The sequence below is a fragment of the Catellatospora sp. NPDC049111 genome, from assembly GCF_040648615.1.
GTDB classification, from domain to species: Bacteria; Actinomycetota; Actinomycetes; order Mycobacteriales; family Micromonosporaceae; genus Catellatospora; species Catellatospora aurea.
Genome location: NZ_JBEZEB010000047.1, coordinates 1 through 26,255, shown reverse-complemented (window position 1 = coordinate 26,255; position 26,255 = coordinate 1). Strand labels below are relative to the sequence as shown.

Here is a 26,255-nt window from a genome sequence, read left to right as displayed (position 1 = left end):
GACCTGACCAACGCCGATCACGAGGCGGCAACGGGAAGCCGGGATGCCGATGCTGGTCCGGATACGACCCGACGCGCGATATCTGACGCTGCTCGGTCTCGCCTGTGTCCCGGTAGTGCTCGGCGCGCTCATGGGCGGTGCACCCCGACCGTGATCCAGGGCGCGTCGTTGACCTGGTCGCTCGACGACATCCACGCGGCCCTCCGGGATCACATCACTTAGGTCGGAGCACTCCGGTGCCGCCGCGCGCAGACCAGCGGCGGCACCGGAATCTTGCGTCAGCTCAGCGGTTCGATCCAGATGGGCGAGCCTTCTGCCATTCGGCCGCGAGATGGCTGTCGCCTCTGTCGATCACCGCCTATCCTCGACTGAGAGATAGGTGATGATGACTGTCTGCGTTCGCGCGGTGGGGAAGGAGGCCGGGGTGACACAGACCAGATCAGCTCCGGCTGAGCAGGCACCGCGCATCCGGCTGCTCGGTCCGATCGAGGTGGCCGGACCGTCCGGCCACGCCGTGTTCACCGGAAACCGCCAACCCGCCCTGGTCGGGCTGCTCGCACTCGGCGCGCCTGACACCATATCCACGACCTGGCTGGTCGACGGCCTCTGGGGCGACGAACCGCCGCGCACGGCCGTGAAGACCCTGCACAGCCACATCGCCCGGCTCCGGCAGGCACTGGACGAGTGCGGCCTGGTCGATCTGGTGCACACGAACGACTCGGGCTACCAGCTGACCATCGACCTCGGACTCGTCGACGCGCACCGCTTCGAACGCGAGGTCCGACTGGCGCGCACCGAACTCGCCGAAGGCGCCGACACGGCAGCCGTCACCCGGCTGCACCGGGCGCTGGACCTCTGGCGCGGCGACGCCTTCGCCGGCGCCGAGGCATACGGCTGGGCGGCGGGCGAGCTGATCCGGTTGGAGGAGGTCAGGCTCGCCGCGCACTGCGACCTGTGGGAGGGCGAGCTGCGCCTGGGGCGGCACACCGCCGCGGTCGGCGAACTGCAGCGTCTGCTGGCCCGGCACCCGTTTCACGAACGGCTGGTCGGACTCGCTCTGTTGGCCCTGTATCGGTGCGGGCGGACCAACGACGCGTTGAACCTCTACCACCTGCTACGGGTCCACCTGCGGGAGGAGCTGGGCGCCGAACCGTGCTCCGAGCTGGCCGTGCTCTACGTGCAGATGCTGCGCCGCGATCCGGTCCTCGACCAGCATGGGCCACCACCGGTCGAGGTGTTCTCGCCGCCGGTTCGGCCGCGGCCCCGCCCGGCGGAGTTGCCCGGCCCGGTCGGGCACTTCACCGGGCGCAGCGACGAGCTGGCGCAGCTGGACGCCGCGGCCGCCGACCCCGACGTCCAGGTTGTGGTGATCTCCGGCGCGGCAGGTATGGGCAAGACCGCCCTGGCCGTGCAGTGGGGCCACCGGGTCGCCGCGGACTTCCCCGACGGGCAGGTGTTTCTCGACCTGCGCGGACATGACCCGGCGGTGGCGGTCACCCCGACCGAGGCGCTGGCGCACGTGCTGGCCGGCCTCGACCAGCCCGACCGTGGCGGGCCGGCCGACGGGCTGGGGCAGGTCGGGTTGTACCGTTCACTGACCCGCGACCGGCGGATGCTGATCCTGGCCGACAACGCCGGCACCGTGGCGCAGGTCCTGCCGCTCGTCCCGGCGAACACCGGCACGCTGCTGGTGGTGACTTCCCGCCACCGGCTCACCGCGCTGAAGACCCATCATGCGGTCACGGTGGTTGCCCTCGATGCGCTGCGCCCCGACGAGGCGCTGGACCTGCTCGACAGTGTGCTGGGTTCGCGCAGGCTGGTCCGCGAGCCGGACAGCGCCGCCCAGCTGGTCGAGCTGTGCGACCGCATGCCGCTGGCTTTGCAGATCGCGGCGGCCAAGTTGACCTCCCGGCCGATGCGGGACATCGCCGACCTGACCGAGGAGCTGTCCACCGGCGAGCGGCTGGACGAGCTGTCGGTCGAAGGCGACTCGCGCAACCTCCGGACGGTCTTCGCGACGACGTACGAGGTCTTGGAGCCGCTCACCGCCCGGGTGTTCCGGGCGCTGGGCCTGCACCCGGGCGCCACCTTCGGGCATCATCTGGCCGCCTCGGCCGCCGACGTCACACCCACCTCGGCCCGGCAGGCGTTGGACGAACTGGCTGCCGTGCACCTGGTCACCGAGATCGCCAACGGCCGCTATCGCTTCCACGACCTGATCGGCCTGTACGCGCGCGAGTGCGCTCAGCGCGGCGAATCCGAGCAGGCCCGCGCCGACATCGTGGACCGGATCCTCGACTGGTACCTGGCTGTCACCGACGCCGCCAACAAGATCGTTGACCGTGGCCGTGATCGCGTCCGCGTCGCTGTCGCCCATCCTCCGCCGACGCTGCCGTTCCGGGCCGACGCCGATCGTGCGCTGTCGTTTCTCGACGGTGAGCGGGAGAATCTGCTGCCGGTCCTGACCTGCGCGATAGACCACGGCCGCCCCGATACGGCGTGGCAGATGACCTATCTGGTCACCGGGTTCTTCGACTCCCGTGGCCACTGGACCCAGCGCATCCAGCTGTGCCGCATAGGTCTGGCCGCCGCGCAGGCCGCCGGTGATCCGGTGGCCGAGGGCCTGATGGGCAGTGGACTGGGCGTGGCCTACGTGACCACCCGCAGCTTCGACCTGGCGCTGACCACCTTGAACCAGGCATTGGCGGTACTGCAGGCCCACGGCGACAAGCGGGGTGAGGCCCACGTGCGCAATAACATCGCGGTCGCCCTCGCCGGCGCCCGGCGCTTTCCCGAGGCAGTCGACGCCTACGGTCAGGCGCTGGCGCTGCACCTGGCCGAGGGCAACGAGCTGGGGGTCGCGCTGACGCTGAGCAACCTGGGGGACGCCTATGTCCGCATGGGCCAGGCTGATCTCGCCCTCGGCCACCTCAGCCGCGCCCTGGCCGCCAGTCGCGAGATCGGCAATGCCCGGCTCGAGGCCGTGGCGCTGGCCGGCCTGGGCCAGGCTCACCGCGACCGCGGCGAGTGGGAGCTCGCCACGGCCCGGTTCCACGACGCGCTGATCCTGCGGCGCAAGGCCGGCGACCGCCGCTATCAGGCCGAGACGTTGAACAACCTCGGGCTGACCGAACTCGCCCGGCAGCAGTACACCTCGGCCACCGAGTACTTCCTGCAGGCGCTGACCCTCAGCCGGCAGCAGGCCGACCCGCACCAGGAGGCGATCGCGCTGGCCAACCTGGGCCGCATCGATCTCGCGGCCGGCGACACGGCGGCGGCCGGCGAACACCTCAGTCTGGCCCTGTCGGCGCGCGAGCTGGCCCCGGACCCGTACGAGACTGCCGCGATACACCGCGACCTGGGCCAGCTCGCCGCACGCACCGAACGCATGACGCAGGCGCGTCACCACGACGAGCTGGCCGCTGAACTGTTCGATCGGGCCGAAGCCGAGGCCCGTTAGCCGCGCGAGCGCCTGATCGTCACGGTCGCCATCGGTCTGATCACCTCGGCGCCCGACACCCCGAACAGCTCCACGCCGAACGTACGGTCATCGCGGGCGGCCGGATTCGGTATCAGCTCGATCGCGATCTCGGCCGATGACTGGTTCGGCTCGATCACCAGCGTTCCCGAGTCGACGCCGACATAGTCGATTCCCGGCCGGGCGGTCATGCCGACGGTTCTGAAATGTGCCGTGACCCGGTTGGCTCGGGCCGGCACCCGCACCACGAACACGAAGCAGCGCGGGTGACTCTCCCAGCAGAGGGTGTCTGTGGGCTGGACACAGCCGTCACAGCCGCCCGAGGTCGGCGAAGGGCTGGGAGACGGCGAAGGGCTGGGAGACGGCACCGGGCTCAGCGGCGCGGTCACGTTCACCGGGCGGATCGGTGTGCCGGCTGGGCTGCCGACGAGCAGGATCATCGCCGTCAGTGTCGCGGCGGCGGCCGCGGTCACCAGCGGCAGGCGGAGCAGTCGTATCACGGGACGCCTTTTCCGGCCGCCTCTTCTCGCCGCGGCCAGTCCGACGGCGGGTTGGGGACGTCGACGGCCACGGCCAGGCTACGAGACGACGGTTGTGAATCGGTTGTGACGGCTCCGGATCGACCGGCCGACGTTCCCGGCACGACCGGCGGCGGGCCGGCGAGCTGCAGATCTGCCCGTCGCCGACGCAGGCGCAGACGGCTGTCGATGCCGATCGCGCGGGCGGCAGCCGTTTCGCAGCCGTTTCGCAGCCGCTGCCTGCTGTCCTGATTGGTGCCCCACAGACAACACTCGGGAGGAGAACGATGAGGCTGTCCAGCCCCACACGAACCACGAGGTACCGGGTACTGAGCGCGGTCACCATGGCGGCCCTGCTGCTGGTGTCCACGGGAGCCGCGCAGGCAAGCGCGGCGATCGACGCGCAACCCACCATGGCCGCCCAGCAGACCTGGCAGACGAGGATCTCACAGCTCGCCAGGCCCGCCAAGGGCTGCTACCAGGCGACCTATCCGGACCTGGCGTGGCAGGACTCGGCGTGCGCAACGCCCTCGAGGAACCCGATGGTCCCCCGCCCGGCACTGCCGATGGGCCCCCGCACCGGTCCGCGGCCCATGGTGGTGGGCAACGGTGATGACCTCTCGGCGAAGGCGCCCAGCGGGTTCATCTTCAACGCCATCGGCTCGTTCGACAACGTCTCGGGTGTCACCAGCGTCAGCAGTCCCCCCAACGGCGTGGGGGCACCGGTGGCCAACGCGTACTCGCTGCAGTTGAACACCGACTTCTTCGTCAGCACGGCCTGCGCGGCCTCGCCCGACCCGAACTGCCGGGGCTGGGAGCAGTTCATCTACGCCCAGGACGGCACCACCGGACTGTCGTTCATCCAGTACTGGCTCATCTTCTACAGCGCCCCCTGCCCCGCCGGGTGGTTCACCTACGGCATCCACTGCTACCGCAACAGCCCCTTCGGCGCGGTGGTGCCCATGCAGCCGATCACGAACCTGGCCAATCTGCGGGTATCCGGCACCGCGAACCCCGGTAGCGACAGCGTCACCACGTTCGTCGGGCTGACCGCCTACACGATCGCCGGCGGCAACTACGTCAACGCGGCCGCCGGCTGGAAGATCGCCGAGTTCAACGTGTTCGGCGACGGCGGCGGATTCCAGGCCAACTTCAACCCCGGCGCGTCGCTGACCGTCCGGACCCGTATCAACTACGGCGGCACCGCCGCGCCCATCTGTGTTGCCCAGGGCTTCACCGGCGAGACCAACAACCTCAGCTTCGGCTCTCCCCCGCCGGCCGCCGGACCGCCCGGCCCCGCCATCGTGTTCACGGAGAACACGACCAACTCCTCGACCGCCAACTGCGCGTACGCCACCGCCATCGGCGACACCCACCAGCACACCTTCTCCGGGCTGTCCTACGACTTCCAGGCCAGCGGCGACTTCGTCGAAGCACGCACCGGCACGGGCTTCCAGGTCGAATCGCGCAAGGTGTCCGGCGCGCCGAACTGGCCCAACGCCTCGGTCAACTCCTGCGTCGGCACCCGTACGGGCAGCACCAGCGTCGTCGTGGCACTGGGCCCGAAGCTCTACGTCAACGGCAACCTGACCAACCTCACCTCAGGCCAGCTCGCCGTGCCGGGCGGGGTCGTCGTCAACCGCAGCGGCAACACCTACACCGTCGTCAACGAAGCCGGCGACAGCATCAAGGCACAGGTCAACCCCACCCACGTCGACCTGTCGGTGGGCCTGGGCACTTGGCCGACGACGGTGCGCGGCCTGCTCGGCAACCCGAACAACGACGCCAGCAAGCTCGAAGCGGCTGACGGCACGGTGTTCAACGTCCCGCTGTCGTTCCATGACCTGTACAACGTCTACGGCAAGAGCTGGCGGGTCCCGCCGACCTCCACTCTGCTCGCCCCGTGCAGTGGCCAGGTCCAGAACGGCACCCCGAGCAGGCCGTTCTTCGTCAACGACCTGCCGCAGGACCTCCGCCAGCAGGCGCAGGCCGTCTGCGTCCGCGCCGAGATCCACCAGGCGTGGCTCGACAACTGCACCCTGGACGTCGCCGTGCTCGGCGAGAGGGCTGCGCAGGCCTACGTCGGCGCGACTCCTCCGGTACTTGACGGCAACCCCCGCCAGTAGCACCTGACCAGTACCGCCGACCGGATGGTCCGGTTGTGGTGATCACGAAATTCGGCGCCCTGGTGCCGCCGCACGCAGACCGGCGGCGGCACCAGGGCGTGCGTCAACTCAGCGGTTCGATCCAGATGTTGCGGAAGCGGGGGTTCGCGCCCGGATCGCCGTGATCCTGCAGGCCTATGGAGCCTGGCGCCGCCCCCTCTGGCTGGCCGTTGCCGGTGGGGCCGTTGATCGCGACGTTGTTGTGGACGACGACGCCGTTCCACACCACGGTGACCCTGGCGTCTTCGAGTTTGGTACCCGTCGCGCTGAACCGCGCGGCGCGGAACGTGATGTCGAAGGTCTGCCAGGTGTTGGGCGCGGTGGCCATGTTCCGGTCCGGGGCGCGCTTGAGGTAGATGGCACCGGCCTCGTTGTTGGCCAGGGTGGTATCGCCGTAGGAGTCCAGCACCTGGATCTCGTAGCGTTCCTGGAGGTAGAACCCGCTGTTGCCGCGGGCCTGCCCGGTGACCTCCGGCGGGTAGGCGGGTTCCAGCCACTCGCCGTGGAGTTTGAAGTCACCGAATTTCGCTCTGGTGCGGATGTTCCCGCCCAGCGATTCCATGGACCCTCCCGCCACCGGCCAGGTCGCCGGGCTGCCGTCCGCGCTCTCCCACGCCGCCAGACCGGCCCCGTCGAACAGGGAGATCCGAGGTACCGGCGTGACAACCAGGTGGTCGAGGTTGCTGCCGTTGGCGCCCGTCGTGGTCGCGCGGATCTTGACCTGCCCGGCCGGCAGCGTCGTGGTCAGCGATGCGGTTCGCCAGGTGGTCCACGCGCCTGTCGGCGGGAACGGCAGCGCCGGACTGAGCGTCGTGCCGTTGACCGCGATGGCCAGTGGCCGGTCGACGGTCTTGCCGTTGGCGTAGCGGAACGCCAGCGAGTGGGCTCCGGCAGCGGGCACGTTGACGGTCCATTCGACATACCCGCCGGTGTTGGCCGCATCGGCGTAGTCGGCGTAGCCCGATCCGCTGTATCCGGCATGCTCGGTGCCGACGTTCGCGCTGGTGAGCGCCGCCTGCTCGGCCTCGTAGGTGCTGCCGGGCAGCGCGTTGAGGGTGTACCAGGCCTCGGTGCTCCACAGGGACTGCCCGGCCGCCGAGCTGAACGGCCGCGGCGAGTGCACGTGGACCACCCGTCCGGCTTCCAGGCCGTTGATGCGCAGCGTGACCTTCCTGCCGTCGGCCGAGGGCATGGCCGAGGCGACGCTCAGCGTTTCCAGATCGACCTTCGGCCCGCCGTAAGACGACGTCGGGGTGTACCGCCACTGCTGGACGCGGTACCGCGACGTCAGCGCGCTCAGCGTGGCGGCCGACAGCGGCTGGGTGTATTCGAGTTCGAAGCCGCCGGCCACCGCCCGCATCGCCAGGATGTCGAAGGCGTTGCTGCCGCCGGGGGTCAGCTTCTGCAGCCCGTAGCGGAGCTTGCCCTGCTGTCGCCAGTTGCTGCTGGCGCGTTCGTCGCCGATGCCGCCGGCGTAGATCGCACCGTCGGGGCCGACCGTGAGCCGGCTGATGCCGGCCTCCAGCCCCTGGGTGAAGCGGAAGACCGCGCCCTGGTACTCGCCGTTGACCTTCTCCAGGTAGCCCCGCTGGATGCCGCCGTAGGTGACGTCGCCGAACAGCATCTGCCCGGCGAACAGGCCCTGGGTGAGCATGACCGGGGTGCTGGGCGAGTTCGCGATCTCGTTGTGCGGCAGCCACAGGACCGGCTGGGTGACGGCGCCGGCGTCGAACGGACCGGCCGGATCGTTGTAGTGGTTGAAGAACCGGCCGGGCTTGAGCTGTATCAGCTTGTTGGCCGACAGCCAGTCGCCCTGGTTGTCGGTGACGAAGATGCCGCCTTCGGGACCCCACCCCAGGCCGTTCGGGGTACGCAGTCCGCTCGCCGTGTATTCGACCTGGCCGGTCGCCTTGTTCACTTTGATCGCGGTGCCGCGGTTGGCAGCGAGCTGCGGTCTGGTGGTGCGCCCGCCGGGGGTGATCTGGACGGACAGGTTGAGGTAGAAGTAGCCGTCCTGGTAGAGCAGGCCGAACGCGAACTCGTGGTAGGTCCCGCCGAACGGCCACGTCGCCACGGTGCGCTTGTTGTCGATGATCTCGTCGCCGTTGGTGTCGTTCAGTTCGACCAGCCGGGACCGCTCCGAGACGTACAGCTTGCCGTCGACATACTTGATCCCCATCGGGTCCTGCATCCCGGTGGCGATCCTCTTCACCGTCACCTGCGCGGCGGAGGTGGTGCCGGTGACGTTGCCCAGCAGGTAGACCTCGCCGAGCGGCTGGGTGGTGCCGTAGTCGCCGCCCCAGGTGGTGATGGCCAGCCGGTTGTCGGGCAGCCAGTCCATGCCGGTGACTTTCGGTTGGAATCCGCTGGGACGCAGGTCGGTCAGCGTGTAATCGGGGTGCACCGCGTTCAGCGGCAGCCCGTCGCCCGGGGTGTCGGCGCCCTCGACGCATTCCTTGGTCCCCGGCGCGGTCACCCGGGTGACCCCGGATTCGGTGCTCAGCGCCGTGGTCGGCACGACGACGAACTGGGTGGTGCCCGGCGGCTGCCACTCCAGTTTGAGCACCTGCCCACCGGTGTTGTCGAAGTGTTCGATGCGCAGCTTGTGGTAGCCGGCGGACAGGTCGACGGTGCCGTCTTTGGATGAGGTGCCGTGTACGCCGTCGTGGTTGACGACCGTCGTGAAGGTGCTGTCGGTGTCGTCGTTGTCGACCACGGTGCTCTTGTCGATGCGCAGGCGGGAGCCGTCGTCGCTGGTGAGCCGGAAGGTGTACGAGCCGGCTGTGATGATGTTGATGTTCGCGACGACCTGGGTGAGGAATCTGTCGGCGACGCCGAAGTCGGTCTGGGTCGACCAGTTGATCACCGGCATCAGCTTGTCGAAGTTGGGGGTCTGCCCGGGTTTGAGCGTGCACAGCACGGTCAGGTCGGTGGCGAGGCTGTAGGTGCGCAGCGTGACTCCGGGATCCTGCGGTGGGATCGCGGCGTGCGCGGGCACGGACACGGACACGGACAGCAGCGCCAGACTCAGCCCCAGGACGATGGCTGAGGTCCGGCGACGGGCGGCTCGGGGTACGGGTGAAGGACTCATGGCGATCCTTGTCGCGATCGCACCCGGGCAGCAGCGTACGCGCGGGCCCGGATGACGGGTGGATCAGGCGGGTTGCCTGACGCGGATGGGACGTGCGCCGCCACGTCGTCTTCTCGAGGGACCTCGCTGCTATCGCTTCGTGAACCGCCTCCGGGGGGTCGGCGAGAGTGGCCGTCTCGGACATCGCATCGAAACGTTGACGTTCATCTACGCGGCACACTAGCGTCTACCCACCGTCGGGAAAACCCTTTCCCGATTTTTGTCCCAGGCACGACCGATGACGAGGAGCAGCAGGATGACCACCCCGGAAACGGCCGGCAGCGCCGCGGTCCAGCTGACCGAGATCGCCCCCAGGCAGTGCTCCTGCGGCACGACCCGGCGGGCGTTCGTGGGCGAGTCCGGCGGCGCGGTGAGCGTCCACCTGCTGCAGGTCGACAAGGCGGTCACCCACCACCACCGCGTCGCGACCGAGGTGTACGTGATCCTCGACGGCGTCGGCGAGGTGGAGCTGGACGGCGTACGCCATCCGGCGAAGCCGATGTCGGCGTTCCTGATCCCGCCCGGCACCCGGCACCGGGCGCTGGGCGACCTGCGGGCCCTGGTGGTCTGCCTCCCCGCCGCGAATGACGCCGATGAGTACTTCGACTGAGCCGGGCCCCCCGGCCGGCATCGCGCCGCTGCCCGGCGGGGTGGGTGTCTCGCAGCTGCGCGTCTACGGCACCGCCGCCCCCGACGGCCTGGTGGGCGGCACCCCGCACCTGCATCTGTGCTGCACCGAGGGGTACGTGGTGCAGGCCGGCGCCGGCGCGGTCCAGACGCTGACGATGAGCGGCTTCCGGCAGACACCGCTGCGGCCCGGCGCGGTGGTGTGGTTCACCCCGGGCACCATTCATCGCCTGGTCAACCACGGCGGTCTGGAGATCACGGTGTTGATGCAGAACAGCGGGCTGCCGGAGGCCGGCGACGCGGTGCTGACGTTTCCGCCCTCGGTCCTGGCCGACCCGGCGCGGTACGCCGCTGCCGCCGCCCTGCCTCGTGGCGGCGCCGCGGACGACGCCCCGCCGTCCGACGGCGCGGCCAGCGCGACGCTGGCCGCCGCGTACGCCCGGCGCGATCTCGCGGTGCGCGGTTTCGAGCAGTTGCGGGCAGCGGCCGACGCCGGCGACCTCGGGCCGCTGCGCGACTTCCACCGGGCGGCCGCTCGCCTGGTGGCGCCGCACCTGCCCCGATGGCGGGAGCGGTTCGCCACGGGGGCGCTGCGGGCGGCGCAGGACACCGCCGCCCAGCTGGACGCGCTGGCCGCCGGACAGTCCAAGCATCTGGCCGACGCCACGGTGCACGGCTTCGACGCGCCCGGCGAGCAGGGGCGGCATGGCATGTGCGGGCTGCTGAACACCTACCCGATCCGGTAGCGGGTCCGGCGGCACTGCAAACGTTTCATATAAATATTTAAGATACGTTCCGGGCCAGCCCTTGCCTGATGGGGACATCATCTCTAGTGTCCGTTCATCGGAAAGCGCTTCCCTGTAATCGCCAGGAAACTTCCGTCCGTCCTGGAGGAGCCCTCGTGCACGATGGATCAGCAAGTGGATCAGCCGTTGGCGGCGCGGCGGCGCGCGCGGCCGGTCAACCCACGCTGGCCCTGCGGACTCCCGTCCGGCCGCTGACGCGGCTGGTCCGGTTCGGCGATGCGCTGTGGCGGCCCGCGCTGCTGCTGGGCATCGTGTTCGCGGGGTGGTGGGCGTTGTCGGAAAGCGGCACCGTCCCGCACTACCTGGTGCCGACCCCGACGCAGGTGTGGCAGACGCTGGTCGACAAGCGGGCGTTCCTCTGGCTGAACACCTACGTCACGCTCTACGAGACCGTCATCGGCTTCGTCCTGGCCGTGCTGCTGGGCCTGGTCACCGCCGTCCTGATCGCCTACTCGCGCACCATGGAGCGGGCGCTCTACCCGATAGTGCTGTTCGCCCAGGTCATTCCGAAGATCGCCATTGCTCCGCTGCTGATCGTCTGGTTCGGCTTCGGCCTGGCCCCGAAGATCATCCTCGCGGTGCTGATCGCGTTCTTCCCGGTGGTCATCTCCGGGGTGGCCGGGCTGCGGTCCACCGACCCCGAGCTGGTGGACCTGTCCAAGACCATGGGCGCGAGCCCGTGGCAGACCTTCCAGAAGATCAGATTCCCCAATGCCCTGCCGCACCTGATGGCCGGGATGAAGGTGGCCGTCACCCTCGCGGTGGTGGGCGCCGTGGTCGGCGAGTTCGTCGGCGCGAACGAAGGCCTGGGATACGTGCTCCTGCTTGCCAACGGCAATCTCGACTCGGCCCTGCTGTTCGCCGACCTGTTCCTGATGTCACTGATCGGCATCGTGCTGTTCGCGATCGTCGAGGTGATCGAGGCAGCACTCATCCCGTGGCACGCCAGCAGGCGGTCCGGGGTTCCGCTCACCACATCCTGACGGGGATCAGCCTCCCGTCGCCGCGTTAGGAGGACCAACCGATGACAAGACTTCCCGTGCTGGCGGCTGCGCTCACGCTGCTGCTGGGCGCCGCAGCCTGCGCCCCGGGCACCAACGACCAGCCCACCGCGCCCGGCGGGAAAAAGAAGGTCACGCTGACCCTCAACTGGGTCCCGTACGGCGAGCACGCGCCGTTCTACTACGGCTTCGACAAGGGCTTCTACCAGGCCGAGGGCATCGATCTGGAGATCAAGGCAGGTGGCGGCTCCGGCAAGACCATCCAGGCCGTGGCCCAGCAGCAGACCGACTTCGGCTGGGCCGACACTCCCCCGCTGCTCAAGGCCATCACGACCGGGATGAAGGTGAAGAGCGTCGGGGTGTTCCTGCAGAAGGGGCCCTCCTCGGTCGAGTTCCTGGCCGACAAGAACATCACGAAGATCACCGACCTCAAGGGCAAGACCGTCGGCGGCACCCCCGGCGACGCGATGTACGCGACCTTCCCCGCGCTGCTCAAGGCCAACGGCGTCGACCCGGCCGAGGTGAAGGTCGTCAACGTCGACGCGGCCGGGAAGATCGCCGCGCTGGCCGAAGGCAAGGTAGACGCCATCCAGGGCTTCTTCCACGACCAGGCCCCCACCATCGAGGCCAAGACCGGCAAGAAGGTCAACCACCTGCTGTTCGCCGACTTCGGGCTCAACCTGCTCGGCACCGGGCTGGTCGTGCACGACGACACCCTGGCCAAGGACCCGGAGCTGGTCAAGGCGTTCGTCCGGGCCACCCAGAAGTCCTGGGCCGAGGCGGCCAAGGACATCCCGGGCGCGGCTGCCGCGATGGAGAAGCTCGCCGAGAACGAGCCCGCCAAGGACGTGCTGATCAAGCAGCTCACGCTGTGCCTGCCGCTGGTCGACACGACGGCACCGGGCGTCAACGCCGAGACCAAGTGGACCGAGACCATCGACCTGATGACCAAACACGCCGAACTGAAGGACGCGGGCGCGCCGAGCAAGTACTGGTCCGGCACGTTCGCGACGAAGGGCTGACCCCGATGACCGTCCCATCGACCGCCGCGCCGGCAGTCGACATCACCGGCCTGACCGTGCGCTTCCAGTCCAAGCGCACCCACACCGTCGCGGTCGACGACGTCACGATGCGGGTCGCCGCCGGCGAGTTCGTGACCATCGTCGGCCCGTCCGGCTGTGGCAAATCCACCCTGCTCAAGATCGTCGCAGGGCTGGTGGCGCCGACCTCCGGCACGGTCACGTTGATGGGACGGCCCGTCACCGGCGCCCAGAAGGAGATCGGGTACGTGTTCCAGCGCGCCGCCCTGCTGGACTGGCGGGGCGCGCGCAAGAACATCCTGCTGCAGGCCGAGATCCGGGGCATGGACCGGCGGCAGGCGGCCCGGCGCGCCGACGAGCTGATCGCCCTCACCGGGCTCACCGGCTTCGAGAACGCGCTGCCGCACGAACTGTCCGGCGGCATGCAGCAGCGGGTGGCGCTGTGCCGCGCGCTGCTGCACCAGCCGTCGGTGCTGCTCATGGACGAGCCGTTCGGCGCACTGGACGCGCTGACCCGCGAGCACCTCAACGCCGAGCTCAACCGGATCTGGCGGGAGACCGGCACCACCATCCTGCTGGTCACCCACTCCATCGCCGAGGCGGTCTTCCTGGGCACCAGGGTCGAGGTGATGAGCCCGCGACCCGGCCGGATCGTGCGGACCATCGACGTCGACCTTCCGCCCGAACGCGACTACGCCAAGGTGATGTCCGACCAGCGCTTCGACCGGTACGCCACCGAGATCCGCGGCCTGCTCGGGGCAGGGGCGAACCACTGAACGGGGCACCGGCGCCGGCCCGCCGCTGGAGCGCGGCGGCCGGCGCCTGGCTCGGACTGGGGGCCGCGCCCGCCGCACTGATCCTGGGCGCCGGGATGGCCCGCCGCCACGACGGCCCTGTCCCGCTGCTCGCGCTGCTCGGCGGCGCGGCCCTGATGGCGGCGCTGCTGTTCGGGCAGGGCGCGTTGGGACTGCGCCGACCGTACGGAGAGAACGCCGCACTCACCGAACTGGCCCCGCGCTACCTGCCCACCCGGGCCGGCATCGCGCTCGGCGCGGTGCTCGCCGCTGCGATGATCGGCTGGAACGGCTTCAACGTCGGCCTTGGCGGCGCGTCGCTGGCGAAGGTCACCGGCCTGCCCGGCCCGGCCGGCGCGCTGCTACTGGCCGGCGCCGTGCTGGCCGCGTCGTTCGTGCCGGGCCGGTGGAACAACCGGATCGCCGTGCTGACCACCGTCGCGGCGCTGGCACTGGTCGCGGTGTGCGTCCTGCTGCTGCGCCCGGACGCCGCACCGGTGACCGCCGACCCGGGCGGCTGGGCCACCCTGGCCGACGTCGCCGCGATCGGCGGCTACGTCGCGGTGTTCGCGTTACGCGCCCCGGACTTCAGCCGCGGCCTGGCCACCCGGCGGGACCTGGCGATCTGCGTGGCGCTGCTGGTCGGGCCGGCCACCCTGGTCACCGCGGCCGGCGCCGGGGTCTGGCTGCGCACCGGCAGCGCCGACGTCGTCGCGGTGCTGGCCAACGCGCCAGGCATCGCCGTCTACGGCAACATCTTCGTCACCGTCGGGGTGTTCGCGCCCGCGCTGACCACCACCTTCTCCGGCGCGCTCGCGCTGCGGGCGGTCTGGCCCCGGCTGCCGGCCACGGCCGCGATGGCCATCGTCGCGACCCTCGGCGGCACGCTGGCCGCGGCACGCTTCGACCGGGCGCTGCTGACCTGGCTGACCCTACTGGCCGCTACCCTGCCACCGCTGATCATCCCGATGGCCGTCGAGGGTTGGCGGCGACGACAGGGCCGGCCGCCACGGCTGGTGCCGGTCTGGACCTGGCTGCCCGCTGGGCTGGCCGCGACCGCGCTGACCGTCGTCGGCTCCCCCGCCGGGCCGGTGGCCGGCCTCGCTATCGCGGTGGCCGCCACCGGCTGGCAGGTCCACCGGCAGCGGCGATCCCTCCGAACGGCACCGCCGGCCCGATCAGCTCAGTGAAACTTTGCAGGCTGACGTGGTCGCCCGGCGAGCCGGAGCGCGGTCAGCCGGCCGAGGTGAGGTCGAGCGCGGCCCAGACGTCGTCAGTGGGGCGACCATCGCGAGAACAAGGGAGTCGCGGAGTCCATCTGATCGATCCTCAGCACGATGAGGCCATTCTCCGTTGCCACCATCAGGTGATTCGCCTCGGTCGGGGTCAACGCCGTGACAGGCGATCCGACGTCGATGTCGAGCTTCGACGTCAAGCCCAGGACTCTGACCATCTGACCGTGTGCGATGTACAGCCGGGAAGTCGCTCGGCAGTTCGCGATCGCGCGGATTCTGCCGTCGAGCTTGATGACATGCTGCGGATTGAGCCGGGAGAGCCTCGCCAGCCGCATCAGCCGCAAGAAGTAGGGATGACGGAGGTTCCAGAATTTCACTTCGCCGTTGGCGTTTCCGGCCACCAGATAGCACTCGGTCCGGCTTTGGAAGAAGCCGAGCGCCGAAGTCGGGCCCTTCATCGCGCAGCACGCGGCATGGCGCCAGGTGGCGGTGCTCCACACGTCAATGAGCGCATCGTCGCCGGCCGCAGCCACATAGTTCGTCTCACCCGAGCCGGTCGTGGCCGTGAGCCGGATACCGGCCCCCTCCGGTCGTAGTCGACGCAGCCACCTTCTGCCGACCACGTCGAGAATCCCGATACCGGACGGTGTGACCAGGAGGAGTGCCTCGCCTTCACGGGAGCGCGCGAAGCTGATCTCGAGGACGTTCCGCACGTTGTGCGCCCGGAAGAAACGGGCCTGGAATCGCTGCGTCACGTAGAGGTCCGTGTCGAGGCTAGCGACGGAAATGCCCATGGTCCCGAGCGTGGCGATGTAGTTGTGTCCGGGCGTGCCGGAGTCCCTTATTCCCGCCAGCGACATGGTGGAGCCGTAGGATGCCGTGAAGGGCCTCGTGAGGCTGTGTCCGGTCCGACTTTCCACGACTTCGACGTAGCTGTCTCCCCTGGAGGATACTGTTATCGGCCGGTCGTCGACCGTCAGGGCAACCGCGTTCGACACGGATCGCCGCGAACTTCCGGCGGACTGCTGCGGACCCGCGTGCGTGATGTCCCACAGCCGCAGCACGCCGTGCTCGTCAGCGGAAATGACGGCGTCCCGTTCGTCGACGGCGGTGTATCGCACCGCATAGACCGCATTGCCACCGTGGCGGAAGGGCGGCAGCAGCTCCTGCCCGTTCTCTATGTCGAGGATGTACACCGAGCCGGTGCTGGTGCCCGCAACTACCGCGACACGGGGCTGGTTTGTCGGGCCGACGTCAAGCGACATGATGCGAGTGCCGGGGATCGAGAACTGGGCCGTCATGGCACCTGACGCGGCATCGTGCACCTGGATTTCACTGCCGGATCCAGTGACGACGACGGCGCGGCCGCCGAGGTGGCACAGTGCCATCGCCTCGATCGCATCGCCGTGTTGGAAAAGCACACTTTCCTTGGCAGCAGGAGGCCACAGTCTGACCGTGCCGTCGGCGAGTGCGACGATCCCGCACAGTGCCCCTGCGACCTGCGCGAGTTTGACCGCGTTAACGGCCGTCGACTCACGTGAGCGATGATGGCGGAATCGGACATTTTCGACGACGGTCATCTTGTCCAGGTCCCATAGGCAGACCTTTCCATAAGCGTCCCCGCTGATGGCAAGCGACTGACCGCCGTATTGGGCGCCGAAGATCTCGTTCACGGCGTTGTCGTGCGACTTGAAGAAGTTGCTGTCGCCGCGCATCTTGCTGAGGAAGCCCGGCACCCCGCCGCGGTTCTTGCGACTCGGCGGCAGGATGGGTTCGCCTGACTTCACTGCCCGTACGCATATACTGCCGTCGCTGCCGCCGGTCATGACATGCAGTTTGCCGCCGATGGTCACGAACTCCGCAGCAGTGATCGAATACGTGTGGCCCACGCGATGCGACACCATGGGTTTGCCGGTGGCGACATCCCACACGTCGTGTTCGGAGTATCCTGCGCCCGCCACGAGGATCGACATCCCGTCCACCTGCACCGTGGCGAGTTGTCGCGTGCTCTTTCGCAGCGTGCCTATTCGCTGGTGGGTCCGCTCAGGCTGCCAGTCGGCCCAGAGGGTGCTCCACTTCGCCGGCACGTCCGCGCGCTGGCTCGCCTCCAGCAGCACCGACGCATCGATCTGCGCGGCCGCCATCTGCAGGTAGGATCCGTGTTCGGTGTGGTGCTTTCCACGCAGGTGGGGAAGCGCCTGGATGAAGGCGTCGGCCGCCGCCTTGGCATCAGGCGTCGCCACTCGGGAAAGCGCCGCCAGCATCTGCGGACGATGCGAGGCCAGCAGGAAAGCCGGATCGAGCGCCAGTCCGTCGATCGCCTGACATCGGGAAGCGTGCGTCGCCAGGTGGGTGCGAATGTACGGGTGCGCGTCGAACCAGGTGTTGCCACTGCCCCCTGCCAGCGCGTGATCGCGCAGCGTCATGACGATCCTCTGGTGATCGACGACCGCGTCCCGGTCCGCCCGCAGATGCGCCTCCAATGATTCATGGTAGAGGCGATAGGTGGAGCGCTTCTGCTCGGTCGTCTCGATGACGTAGTAGCCGGCACGCTCGACAAGCCAGTCGATATCGTCGCTGGTGTAGCGGGCCGCGCCGAGCTCCGATGCCAGGCGTGGCCAGATGTCCTCCCATGGCAGGCCGGCGCCCTGGGCATACGCCAGCGGACGTAGCAGGTCCCGCGCCTTCGCGGCCTCTACCCCGAGGCGCTCGTCGAGGTCCAGCCGCATCGCCTCCGAAGCCTCTCGCGGCAGCCGGGCATCCCAGCCGGCAACTGTGGGATCCACGGCCGCCTCGCGTAGGGAAAGGCTGCGACCGACAATCAGGGCGACCAGGAAGGACCGCTGGGCGGCTCGGGCGATTCCGTCGGCGACTTCGCGGGTCACCGATTCGGGCACGTGCCGGTATGGAGATGCCGGCGACAGCCTCATCAGGCACTCGACGGCATACGAGTTGATATCTCCGGGTTCGGAGTATTCGGCCTTGTCGAGATCGGCCAGCACGCAGAGATCAGTGTTGATCACGCTCAACAGCGGCCGGCGCGATCCGATGAGCAGCCGCAGCTTCGACCTCGGCGCGCCCTCGATCAATTGGACCAGCAGATGAGCGACCGGCGAAGTGCGTAGATCGTTTCCGCCGATGCTCTCATCGACCGCGTCGATGACGATCGTCAGCGGTTCGGTCCTCGCCGCCACCGCCGCCAGCAGGTCTGCGGGCGTCTCCACCCGGCCCAGCCGGGCAGCCTCGAGGATGCCGTCGAAGATCTGCGATGCAGTCAGTCCGCGGGCGTGAATGAAGCGCGCGATCGAGCCCACCGGAGGGAGGGTCTCGTCCGCGATGCGGTACAGGGCCGGCACTCGAGCGCGCAGTTTCGGATCCGACAGCACAAACACTCGCGACAGCACTGAGGACTTGCCCGAGCCGGGGTCGCCAGTGACGACCAGCGTCCGGTGGCCCTCATCCTGCTGCAGCCAGCCGCCGATGGCCTTCAGGGCAGCGCCCCGTCCCGTGAACAACCACAGATCGTCCTGGGGCGTGTCGAGCCCTTGCGCCCGCGGCAGGACATGAGCCTTGCTCTCAGCTTCCCTCAGCGCCCGCTGTTGCCGATCCCGCTGCGCACGAAGATCGAGATCCCGGTAGCTGGGGTCGTAGCGCGGATTCGGCAGGAACTCGGTGACCGGGTCACCGGTAAGGAACAGTCGCGCGTTCTGCCAGGTCGGAGTCTCCTCGCAGATCATGTTCACCACGCCGTCCAGCGCCAGAAACCGAGGGTTGTGCCCGCCGCTCGCGCGATGGCGCACCACCGACTCGAACGCCTGCGTGAAGGCACCGGACTCTGCCGCCTCATAGGGACGGCTCGCCGAGATGACAGCAGAACCGCCCGAGCGGCGCTCGTGCAGCATCTGATCGATCGCCTTCTTCGCGATCTCCCCGCCACCCGCCCCCGCATAGCAGGTATCGAGGATCACCAGGATCGAGTCGACGGCGGTCCCTCGAAACAGCCAACGTGAGAGTTCCGACGCGGACAACGAAGTGCCGATGAGGTCGACGTTGGTGGTCTCGCGCAACGGGATCAGATACTCCATGCCGTCATGGATGGCATGTCCGGTGTAATAGAACACCACTCGGTCGTCGCGCCGTCGCTCGTCGGCCGTCAAGAATGCGCGGAGGCGGGCTTTCAGCTCTATCGAGGACATGTTCAACCCGAAGTCGGCTACCTCGCTGTATCCAAGCACGTCCGAGAAGAGGCTCGACATCCTTGCCAGTTCGACCGACAGTTCGGGCCGATCCGCGAAGTCGCCATGCTTGTAGTGAGAGGTGCCTGTGCCTATGAAGTAAAGTCCACCCGGCATCTCACATGAATCCTCACTCAGCACGGCTGGAATCTCGTCACGACAGCTCTCGGATCAAAGCAGCGCGGCACGGCGAGGCGCCATCGAGTGTCGGCCAACCGACACGACGTCGAACGGTCCTGGACCGCTCGCCAACTGGCCGCAGTCACCGGCGTGGCGCCCAAGAAGATCTACTACCATCTCGCTCGGCTCGAGCTGTCAAAGTCTGCATGGGACACCGGGCATCGCGGGCGTTTTGGCCACCGACGTCGCCGACCGCCGTGAGGCGGGCCGATGGTGTTGGACCTCGTATCCGCCGTCAAGGGTCGTTTGGCGACTTGGCGGTGGCTCGAAGACCTGGCCGGCCGCATGGAGCGCATCGAGTCAGCACTGGCCGGCCGCCGCCTGTTAACAGGCCGCGCCGGGCGGACTCCGGCGGAGCAGTCGCCCTGGGACCTGGAGATCCGCCATCCCCTCGCCACCGACAGCAAAGGGCTGCCCGATCTGCCCTGCTACCTGCCCCGCGAGCACGAAGTAGATCACAGTTTGGCATCGACGACACCCGGAATGCCCTCCGCGGCTTGACCACCGGCGGCACTGCACTATTCCCGACTGCTGCGCATGGTCGGCGGGACGCCCTGGGGCGTCCCGCCGACCCGTCAGGCCAGCAGCCGCGGGTTGAACCTCAAGGCAGGTGAGGCGTTGGCCGCCAGCCAGTGGGCCATGTCCGGCCACCAGGCGCCCGCGGCGGGATCCACCGAGCCGTACTCGGGGTCGGCGGGCCCGGCGGTACCGCGCTTGCAGCTGCCGTCGGACTCGCCGATGGTTTTGATCCACAAGAAGGCGTCGGTCAGCGGCAGGCCGGTGTCGGCCGTCGGCCGGGCCCCGATGCCACGGGCCGGCGGGTTGCACCAGGTCTCGGCGTCGGTGTACTTGCCGGCGGGGGCGGTCCAGGGGCCGATGCCGTTGCGGCTGGTGTCGACGATGTTGTGGGTGAGCTGCCCGACCGGCGGGGTGCCGACGTTCTGGTCGAACCAGGCGTCGGTCCAGTGCCACGTCGCGGGGTCCTCGTAGACGACGGCGTTGCCGGGCTGCCCGTCGTTGGGCGCGGCGGCCGAGTAGTACTGGCTGGCGCACCAGTCGGTGTGCCCGCGGGCCCAGTCCGGACCGCGGGTCGCCCACCAGATGCACTTGGCGACCCAGGTCGCGTACCGGGTGTTCTGCTCGGTGCGCCAGTAGTTGGAGACGTTGAGCGCGAATCCGCGGGCCTGGTCGATGCCGGCCTGGATGAGGCGTTCGGCGATGACACCGACGGCCTGCCAGCCGCTGTTGCCGGCGTCGAGGTAGACCGACGTGTTGGGCTGGGCCCCGAACATCGCCACCGCCGCCTTCAGGTCGGCCAGGCGCTGCGCGGTCAGCTCGCCGGTCGGGTCGATGTTGCCGGCGCAGTCCTTGGGCAGCAGCGACAGGCCGTCGGGTTCGACGACGACCACGGCTTTGCCGTCGCCGATCGCCGCGGCGAACGCCGCGATCCAGGCCCGGTACTCGGCGGAGGCCTGCGCGCCGCCGGCGGAGTACAGGCTGCAGTCGCGGCCGGGAATGAAGTAGCTGACCAGTACGGGAACGGTGCGGGTGGCCCGCGCGGCAGACATGATCTTTCGGATCTGGGCGCCGATCTGCGCGGGTGTGCCGTTGTCGATCCAGATCGCCTGCGGCCAGGTGGCGAGCTGGGCCATCCGCACGGCGTCGGTGGTGTTGCCGGCGGCGAGGTCCACGAGGGCCTGGCGGGCGGCGCCGGCGGCGGGGTCGACGTAGAAGCGGGTGTCGGCAGGCAGGCTGCGGCGGGCCGGTGCGACGGGCGCGGCGGCCGATGCGGGTGCCGGGGCGGCCACCGCGGTCAGGGCTGCTGCGGCCAGCGACGCCAGTAGCCGTCGTCGTAGGGGCATCGGGTCTCCTCTAGGAAACGATGGGACGGACTGGAAGCGCTCCCAGTTTCTTGATGCATCGTCATCGATCGGCTCCGTGTTGTCAATGCCAGAACGCATTCTCATGCAGAGCAACCGCTTCCAATTTCGACTCACTGCCGCTACGGCCAGGCAGGCGGGAAACCGGCGGTCGCCGCTGAGCGGCCACTGACGGCGGCGTCGCCTCGGCCGGTCGCGGCTGCCCTACTATGGGTCCCGCCGATCCCCCGCGAGGAAAGACGGGTCCCTGCTCATGGACACCGCGCCGCCTGACCGCTCCCCCACCCTCGACGACGTTGCCGAGCGGGCGGGGGTGTCGCGTTCGGTCGCGTCCCGGGCGATCAACAACGTCGGCAACGTCAGCGCGCCCAAACGGGTCGCCGTGCAACGTGCGGTGCGCGAGCTGGGGTACGTGCCCAATCCGTCCGCTCGGGCGCTGGCCACCAACCGCGTTGGCGCGGTCGTCCTGGCGGTCGCCGCCGACGAGCCGGGCATCTTCGCCGACGCCTTCTTCGCCCAGGTGATCTACGGCATCAGCGTCGCACTGGAGCCCACCGACTTCACCCTGACGCTGGTGCTGGCCGGGCGGCCCGAGGGGCAGGCCAAGCTGCGGCAGATCATACGGTCCCGCCGCGCCGACGGGATCATGCTGATGAACCTGCACGGCGAGGATCCACTGGCCGGGCTCGCCGAGCAGTCGAGCGTGCCGGTCGTGTTCGGCGGTCGGCCGCTGCGCGGCGAACCCCGCTGGTATGTGGACACCGACAACCGGGGCGGCGCACGGCTGGCCATCGAGCATCTCGTCGAGGCGGGCTACCGCCGGATAGCGACGATCACCGGCCCGCTCAGCCTCGACGTCGCCGACGCGCGCTACCGGGGGTTTCGGGACGCGATGGCGGTCGCGGAGCTGCCGGCACATCGGGTCGAGCACGCGGACTTCGGCGAGGCCGGCGGCGCTACGGCGATGACTCGGCTGTTGCAGGCCCATCCCGACCTCGACGCGGTGTTCGCAGCGTCGGACAACATGGCCGCCGGGGCGCTGCGGGTCCTTCGGGCCCATGGCCGCGCCGTTCCCGGCGACGTCGGCCTCATCGGCTTCGACGACCTGCAGACCGCCCGGCACACCGACCCGCAGCTCACCACGATCCATCAGCCCATACGGGCATTGGGCGCAGAGATGACCCGCATGCTGCTGTCCGTCCTGGACGGCACGCAGCCGACTCCGCTGATCCTGCCCACCCGCCTGGTCGTACGCGGTTCGACGCGGACCGCCGGCCACGGCTGAACCGCGTCACCGACCGCGAACGTTCGGCCACCGCGCGGGTGGCGGCCTGCGGTGTCACGCACCGCAGACCGCCACCGGAAGCGTCCGTCCGCCGGCCGGCCGCAGACTCACGTGCGTTGACGCCGCCGCGACCACCCGGCCGGACCTCGGCCGACGGAGACCAGAAACTGGAATCGCTTCCATTTTGGAAGCTACCGGCGTACCGGCACCGTGTAAATGCCAAGTTACGCCGCGCCGCACAACAGTGCCCTTGACAGCGTTTTGATTCACGCACATCATTTCGGTGACGCCGCCAGACCGCTGGAAACGGACTGGAAGCCCTTCCAGTCCACCGGCGCGCAACCGTCCATTCGCGCGAGGACGGGTGCCGCTTCCGTCCACGGCGTGCCGCCTGCCCGCGGCCGCCTCCAGCAGATGGAGCAAGCATGAGACGCCTCACCCGCACCCTCGTCATCGCTGTGACGATGGCCCTCGCCGCCGCCGGCGCCGTCCACGTCGCGTCCCCCGCCTACGCCGCCATCGGCGGCAGCTTCAGCGACAACTTCAACACGTTCAACACCAGCCGCTGGTACAAGGCCGACGGCTGGAGCAACGGCAGCATGTTCAACGTCGGCTGGCGCGCCGACCACGTCTGGTTCAACGGCGGCGTCATGGGCATCAACCTCGACACCGCCACCTGCCCCGCCGGATGCTCCGGCAAGCTGTACGCCTCCGGCGAGTTCCGGTCGACCGACCTGTACTCCTACGGCCGGTTCGAAGTGCGGATGATGGCGGTCAAACGCCCCGGCACCGTCACGTCGTTCTTCACCTACACCGGGCCCAGCGACGGTCAGCCATGGGACGAGATCGACGTCGAGATCCTCGGCAAGAACACGACCCAGATGCAGACCAACTACTTCACCAACGGAGTCGGCGGACACGAAACGATCATCAACCTCGGCTTCGACGCCTCCACCGGCTACCACAACTACGCCATCGAGTGGTGGAACCAGGGCACGATCAACTGGTTCGTCGACGGCCGGCTCGTCCACCAGGAGAACGGCTCACGCGGCCCGCTGCCCACCCGCCCCCAGCGCATCATGGCCAACCTGTGGCCAGGCATCGGCGTGGACGGCTGGCTCGGCCCGTTCAGCTACCCCGGCACACCGCTGACCGCCCGATACGAGTCGGTCACCTACACCAAGTACTGATCCCGGTACGCGGATCACGGCGCGACCGGCCGGCCGTGGCACCTCCACGTCCGCCGGTCGCGCGGTTCGGCGGTCCCGGCTGAGCGATCGCTCCGCCTGACCGTTTGTCTGCCGACCGGACCGGGCATCCGCAGACCATGTTGTTGCGCAGACTGCTGGCCGCAGGGCTCGTCGCATGCCTCGCCGGATGCGCCGGCAGACCCACCGGTCCGGCGGCACCAGGCGACGGCGCAGACCTCGTGACGCTGATCAACCAGCGCCGAGCAGAGCCGTCCTGCCCAGCGGTCACCGCCGACCAGCGCCTGGCCGACGCCGCCAAACGCCACGCCCAGGACATGCTGGACCACGGCGTGCGCGACCACACCGGATCCGACGGCAGCACCGCCGCCCAGCGCATCGCCGACACCGGATTCGACGCCTCCACCAACGGCGAGATCCTGTACTGGGCGCAGGGCACCGGAGCCGCGCGACAGGCGGTCGACGCCTGGATGGACAGCCCCGGTCACCGCACGATCATCAGCGACTGCGAGCTGACCAAGGTAGGCGCCGCGGCGCTCACCGCGGGCGGCGAATTCGCGGCCGTGGCCGACTTCGCGTCCGGGACATGACCCGCCTCGGCAACATCGGGGTCCGGTCTACTCGGTGGCGGGTGCCGACGGTGTCGCACTTGGGCGCTACAGTCGCGCAACATCGCGAGCCCGGAGGTACATGGCGTGGGGACCTGGGACATCGGCCCGTTCGACAACGACGGCGCGGCGGACTGGTGTGGCAACCTGCACGATGCCGATCCCGCCGAACGCCTCGGGCTCATCCGCCAGGCTCTACGGCAGGCCGCTGAGGAGACCGGTTATCTGGACTCCCGCGAGGGTGAGCAGGCCATCGCCGCTGCGGCCGTCATCGGCTCGCAGCTGCCCGGCGCTGTTCGGCTGATGTCTTCGTACGCCCCCGACTTCCTGACCGACGGCAACCGGCTGGAAGTCCCGGCAGATCTGCCGGCGCTGGCGGTCCGCGCCCTGGACCGGGTCCTGGCCGCAGACTCCGAGTGGGTCGAACTGTGGGAGGAGACCAACGATCCCGACGCTGCCTTCGCGGTGGTCCGCAACCTGCGCGCCGAGCTGCACAGACCGGCGGCTTGACCGGTCGGTCTCGCGCCGAAGGGGAACCTTCAGCGGGTCCGAGGCCAGGGGCTTTGTCTCAGCTGGATGACGCCGGCTGACGCCGGCCCGTCAGCGTAGGACGAGGAGGTCCAGCGAGTCGACTACAGCGCCGGTCTCGGTTTCCGCTGCCCGGTGCAGCCGGACCAGCCCTGCCGTGTACTCGTCGTCGGTGATCAGTTGCAGAGGCGTGTGGGCCTCACGGCGCAACCTGGTCGCGGCCTCGCGAAGCGACGGCGCGGTTGTCTGCGGAACCTGTTCGAAGCCGGCGGGGGCGAATCCCGCGGTGGCGAAGGCGGCTTCGACGTCGGCCACGGAGGGGTAGGTGTCCAGCACCCGAATGGCTTCGGGAAAGTAGCGGAACAGGGTGATCGCGTGGTGACGGCCCGCGAATGCCGAGCGGATCAGCACCGGTGCCCCGGGACGCAGTACGCGGCGCAGTTCTCGGGCCGCGCTTGTCAGGTCCGGCACGTGGTGGATGACCGTGGAGAGCCAGGCCGCGTCGACGCTGGCGTCGTCGAGTGGGATACCTTCGGCGTCTCCTGGCACGACGGGCTGGTGGACCGAGCGGGCGCGCATTGCTTCGGAGGGCTCGACCGCGACGACCTCCACGCCGTCGTACCAGGCGGTGAAGGCTCGCGCCCACATGCCGGTGCCGGAGCCCAGGTCTAGCACGCGCATGCCTGGTCGGGGGTCGAGGTGCCGGCTGATCGCCTCCCGCCAGGCCACGAGCTCGGCGTCGATGAGGTGGCGGCTCGCCTCGAACGCCGCCGCGTCCTCATTGTCGTATGCGATTCGGGCCATGCTTCACTGAACCGCCTGTGAGCGCGGGCTCGCAAGGGCGCGCCGCTGTGACTAACCGCCCATGTCGAGGGACGGCCGGTCCGATGCGCCTTTCGTTAGAGTCGGGCCATGACCATCGACGGTGCCGTACGGACATGGCTTCGGCAGCGCGGGGCCGAGACGATCCCGCATCCCGGCGGGACTCTCTACGCGCACCTGTGCCGGGTGCACGACCGTCTTGCGGACCTGGAATGCGGCGTCGACACGCAACTGGCCGGTCTCGCGCATGCCGTATACGGCACCGACGGCTTCGAGGTCGTCCTGCTCGACCTGACGGACCGGGGCATGGCGCAGGACCTCATCGGCCACGAGGCCGAGCAACTGGTCTACCTCTACGGGGCGTGCGACCGCGGGCGGACCTGGCGGAGCCTCGCGACGACCGGTGAAGTCGTCGACCGCTTCACCGGACAGACCTGGAGTCTGGGGCCCGGTCAGATTCAGCCCTTCGTGGATCTCAGCATCGTCAATGAACTGGACGTCTTCGAGCAAGATCCCTCCGTGGCGGACAAGTACGGCGCGTACTTCCGCTCGTTGTTCGCCGCCTGGGCTCCGATCGCCTCCCCGCAGGTCACCGGTCAGGTTCAGCGCCTGATCGGCCACTAGTGTGCTGCGCCGGAAATCCGTTGCATAAGTCTATGCTGTGCCGATGGGACGGATGGGTCGGCCGAAGGCAGCGCTGACGATCACTGATGCG

General features: G+C 69.2%; 19 protein-coding genes. 14 read left to right on the top strand and 5 right to left on the bottom strand.

The genetic code is table 11. The annotated features are described in order from the left end of the window. The first annotated feature begins 424 nt into the window (after positions 1–424). Positions 425–3,460: a BTAD domain-containing putative transcriptional regulator gene (locus AB0B66_RS37180; protein WP_360539169.1), complete on the top strand. Its 3,036-nt coding sequence runs from the start codon at positions 425–427 to the stop codon at positions 3,458–3,460. On the opposite strand, the gene AB0B66_RS37175 is transcribed toward AB0B66_RS37180, so the two are convergent. Further along, a complete protein-coding gene (locus tag AB0B66_RS37175) occupies positions 3,457–3,918 on the bottom strand; it encodes a Calx-beta domain-containing protein (RefSeq protein WP_360539167.1) in 462 nt (153 codons plus the stop codon). The two genes, AB0B66_RS37180 and AB0B66_RS37175, sit on opposite strands and share 4 nt — an antisense overlap. Positions 3,919–4,283: 365 nt before the next feature. On the opposite strand from AB0B66_RS37175, the gene AB0B66_RS37170 reads away from it, so the two are divergent. Further along, positions 4,284–6,122 (top strand): VWD domain-containing protein, encoded by a 1,839-nt coding sequence (locus AB0B66_RS37170; protein ID WP_360539165.1) that lies wholly within the window; start codon positions 4,284–4,286, stop codon positions 6,120–6,122. A 103-nt stretch (positions 6,123–6,225) separates the two neighbouring features. Here AB0B66_RS37170 and AB0B66_RS37165 read toward each other — a convergent pair whose 3' ends face one another. After that, positions 6,226–9,252 (bottom strand): family 16 glycoside hydrolase, encoded by a 3,027-nt coding sequence (locus tag AB0B66_RS37165; protein ID WP_360539163.1) that lies wholly within the window; start codon positions 9,250–9,252, stop codon positions 6,226–6,228. A gap of 295 nt (positions 9,253–9,547) precedes the next feature. Here AB0B66_RS37165 and AB0B66_RS37160 point away from each other — a divergent pair, with 295 nt between their 5' ends. From AB0B66_RS37160 to AB0B66_RS37135, 6 genes are all read left to right on the top strand, one after another. After that, positions 9,548–9,901, top strand: a complete 354-nt coding sequence (locus AB0B66_RS37160) for a cupin domain-containing protein (protein ID WP_360539161.1) — start codon at positions 9,548–9,550, stop codon at positions 9,899–9,901. Continuing rightward, positions 9,885–10,664, top strand: a complete 780-nt coding sequence (locus AB0B66_RS37155; RefSeq protein WP_360539159.1) for a cupin domain-containing protein — start codon at positions 9,885–9,887, stop codon at positions 10,662–10,664. Before AB0B66_RS37160 ends, AB0B66_RS37155 begins: the two co-directional genes overlap by 17 nt. Positions 10,665–10,819: 155 nt before the next feature. Next, a complete protein-coding gene (locus AB0B66_RS37150) occupies positions 10,820–11,707 on the top strand; it encodes an ABC transporter permease (RefSeq protein WP_360539157.1) in 888 nt (295 codons plus the stop codon). 41 nt (positions 11,708–11,748) lie between these two features. Then, positions 11,749–12,747, top strand: a complete 999-nt coding sequence (locus tag AB0B66_RS37145; protein WP_360539155.1) for an ABC transporter substrate-binding protein — start codon at positions 11,749–11,751, stop codon at positions 12,745–12,747. A 5-nt stretch (positions 12,748–12,752) separates the two neighbouring features. Beyond that, on the top strand, positions 12,753–13,541 hold the full coding sequence (locus AB0B66_RS37140) for an ABC transporter ATP-binding protein (protein WP_360539152.1): 789 nt from the start codon (positions 12,753–12,755) through the stop codon (positions 13,539–13,541). A 95-nt stretch (positions 13,542–13,636) separates the two neighbouring features. Next, positions 13,637–14,749, top strand: coding sequence for a hypothetical protein (locus tag AB0B66_RS37135; RefSeq protein WP_360539149.1), 1,113 nt, complete (start codon positions 13,637–13,639; stop codon positions 14,747–14,749). An 83-nt stretch (positions 14,750–14,832) separates the two neighbouring features. On the opposite strand, the gene AB0B66_RS37130 is transcribed toward AB0B66_RS37135, so the two are convergent. Further along, positions 14,833–19,170: a hypothetical protein gene (locus AB0B66_RS37130; RefSeq protein ID WP_360539147.1), complete on the bottom strand. Its 4,338-nt coding sequence runs from the start codon at positions 19,168–19,170 to the stop codon at positions 14,833–14,835. A 249-nt stretch (positions 19,171–19,419) separates the two neighbouring features. Between AB0B66_RS37130 and AB0B66_RS37125 the strand changes: the two genes are divergently transcribed. Next, the gene (locus tag AB0B66_RS37125) at positions 19,420–19,710 is read left to right on the top strand and encodes a hypothetical protein (protein ID WP_360539144.1); all 291 of its coding nucleotides are present in this window, start codon (positions 19,420–19,422) and stop codon (positions 19,708–19,710) included. A gap of 74 nt (positions 19,711–19,784) precedes the next feature. Here AB0B66_RS37125 and AB0B66_RS37120 read toward each other — a convergent pair whose 3' ends face one another. After that, complete coding sequence (locus tag AB0B66_RS37120; RefSeq protein ID WP_360539141.1) at positions 19,785–21,071, bottom strand: glycoside hydrolase family 6 protein; 1,287 nt, start codon at positions 21,069–21,071, stop codon at positions 19,785–19,787. 271 nt (positions 21,072–21,342) lie between these two features. On the opposite strand from AB0B66_RS37120, the gene AB0B66_RS37115 reads away from it, so the two are divergent. The 4 genes from AB0B66_RS37115 (at position 21,343) to AB0B66_RS37100 (ending at position 24,700) form a co-directional block, all read left to right on the top strand. Further along, positions 21,343–22,374, top strand: a complete 1,032-nt coding sequence (locus AB0B66_RS37115) for a LacI family DNA-binding transcriptional regulator (RefSeq protein ID WP_360539138.1) — start codon at positions 21,343–21,345, stop codon at positions 22,372–22,374. Between the two features lie 425 nt (positions 22,375–22,799). Next, positions 22,800–23,564, top strand: coding sequence for a glycoside hydrolase family 16 protein (locus tag AB0B66_RS37110; protein ID WP_360539135.1), 765 nt, complete (start codon positions 22,800–22,802; stop codon positions 23,562–23,564). A gap of 137 nt (positions 23,565–23,701) precedes the next feature. Continuing rightward, positions 23,702–24,172, top strand: coding sequence for a CAP domain-containing protein (locus AB0B66_RS37105; protein WP_360539132.1), 471 nt, complete (start codon positions 23,702–23,704; stop codon positions 24,170–24,172). 105 nt (positions 24,173–24,277) lie between these two features. Beyond that, the gene (locus tag AB0B66_RS37100; RefSeq protein WP_360539129.1) at positions 24,278–24,700 is read left to right on the top strand and encodes a DUF4259 domain-containing protein; all 423 of its coding nucleotides are present in this window, start codon (positions 24,278–24,280) and stop codon (positions 24,698–24,700) included. A gap of 90 nt (positions 24,701–24,790) precedes the next feature. On the opposite strand, the gene AB0B66_RS37095 is transcribed toward AB0B66_RS37100, so the two are convergent. Continuing rightward, complete coding sequence (locus AB0B66_RS37095) at positions 24,791–25,522, bottom strand: methyltransferase domain-containing protein (protein ID WP_360539126.1); 732 nt, start codon at positions 25,520–25,522, stop codon at positions 24,791–24,793. 108 nt (positions 25,523–25,630) lie between these two features. Here AB0B66_RS37095 and AB0B66_RS37090 point away from each other — a divergent pair, with 108 nt between their 5' ends. Then, positions 25,631–26,164, top strand: a complete 534-nt coding sequence (locus AB0B66_RS37090) for a DUF6817 domain-containing protein (RefSeq protein ID WP_360539123.1) — start codon at positions 25,631–25,633, stop codon at positions 26,162–26,164. Positions 26,165–26,255 lie beyond the last annotated feature (91 nt).

Bases quoted from the DNA above. Each gene is read 5' to 3' on its own strand.
- AB0B66_RS37175 (WP_360539167.1), bottom strand. From the start codon at position 3,918: ATGATCCTGCTCGTCGGCAGCCCAGCCGGCACACCGATCCGCCCGGTG.
- AB0B66_RS37170 (WP_360539165.1), top strand. From the start codon at position 4,284: ATGAGGCTGTCCAGCCCCACACGAACCACGAGGTACCGGGTACTGAGC.
- AB0B66_RS37165 (WP_360539163.1), bottom strand. From the start codon at position 9,252: ATGAGTCCTTCACCCGTACCCCGAGCCGCCCGTCGCCGGACCTCAGCC.
- AB0B66_RS37160 (WP_360539161.1), top strand. From the start codon at position 9,548: ATGACCACCCCGGAAACGGCCGGCAGCGCCGCGGTCCAGCTGACCGAG.
- AB0B66_RS37155 (WP_360539159.1), top strand. From the start codon at position 9,885: ATGAGTACTTCGACTGAGCCGGGCCCCCCGGCCGGCATCGCGCCGCTG.
- AB0B66_RS37145 (WP_360539155.1), top strand. From the start codon at position 11,749: ATGACAAGACTTCCCGTGCTGGCGGCTGCGCTCACGCTGCTGCTGGGC.
- AB0B66_RS37140 (WP_360539152.1), top strand. From the start codon at position 12,753: ATGACCGTCCCATCGACCGCCGCGCCGGCAGTCGACATCACCGGCCTG.
- AB0B66_RS37135 (WP_360539149.1), top strand. From the start codon at position 13,637: ATGGCCCGCCGCCACGACGGCCCTGTCCCGCTGCTCGCGCTGCTCGGC.
- AB0B66_RS37125 (WP_360539144.1), top strand. From the start codon at position 19,420: ATGGTGTTGGACCTCGTATCCGCCGTCAAGGGTCGTTTGGCGACTTGG.
- AB0B66_RS37120 (WP_360539141.1), bottom strand. From the start codon at position 21,071: ATGCCCCTACGACGACGGCTACTGGCGTCGCTGGCCGCAGCAGCCCTG.
- AB0B66_RS37115 (WP_360539138.1), top strand. From the start codon at position 21,343: ATGGACACCGCGCCGCCTGACCGCTCCCCCACCCTCGACGACGTTGCC.
- AB0B66_RS37110 (WP_360539135.1), top strand. From the start codon at position 22,800: ATGAGACGCCTCACCCGCACCCTCGTCATCGCTGTGACGATGGCCCTC.
- AB0B66_RS37105 (WP_360539132.1), top strand. From the start codon at position 23,702: ATGTTGTTGCGCAGACTGCTGGCCGCAGGGCTCGTCGCATGCCTCGCC.
- AB0B66_RS37095 (WP_360539126.1), bottom strand. From the start codon at position 25,522: ATGGCCCGAATCGCATACGACAATGAGGACGCGGCGGCGTTCGAGGCG.
- AB0B66_RS37090 (WP_360539123.1), top strand. From the start codon at position 25,631: ATGACCATCGACGGTGCCGTACGGACATGGCTTCGGCAGCGCGGGGCC.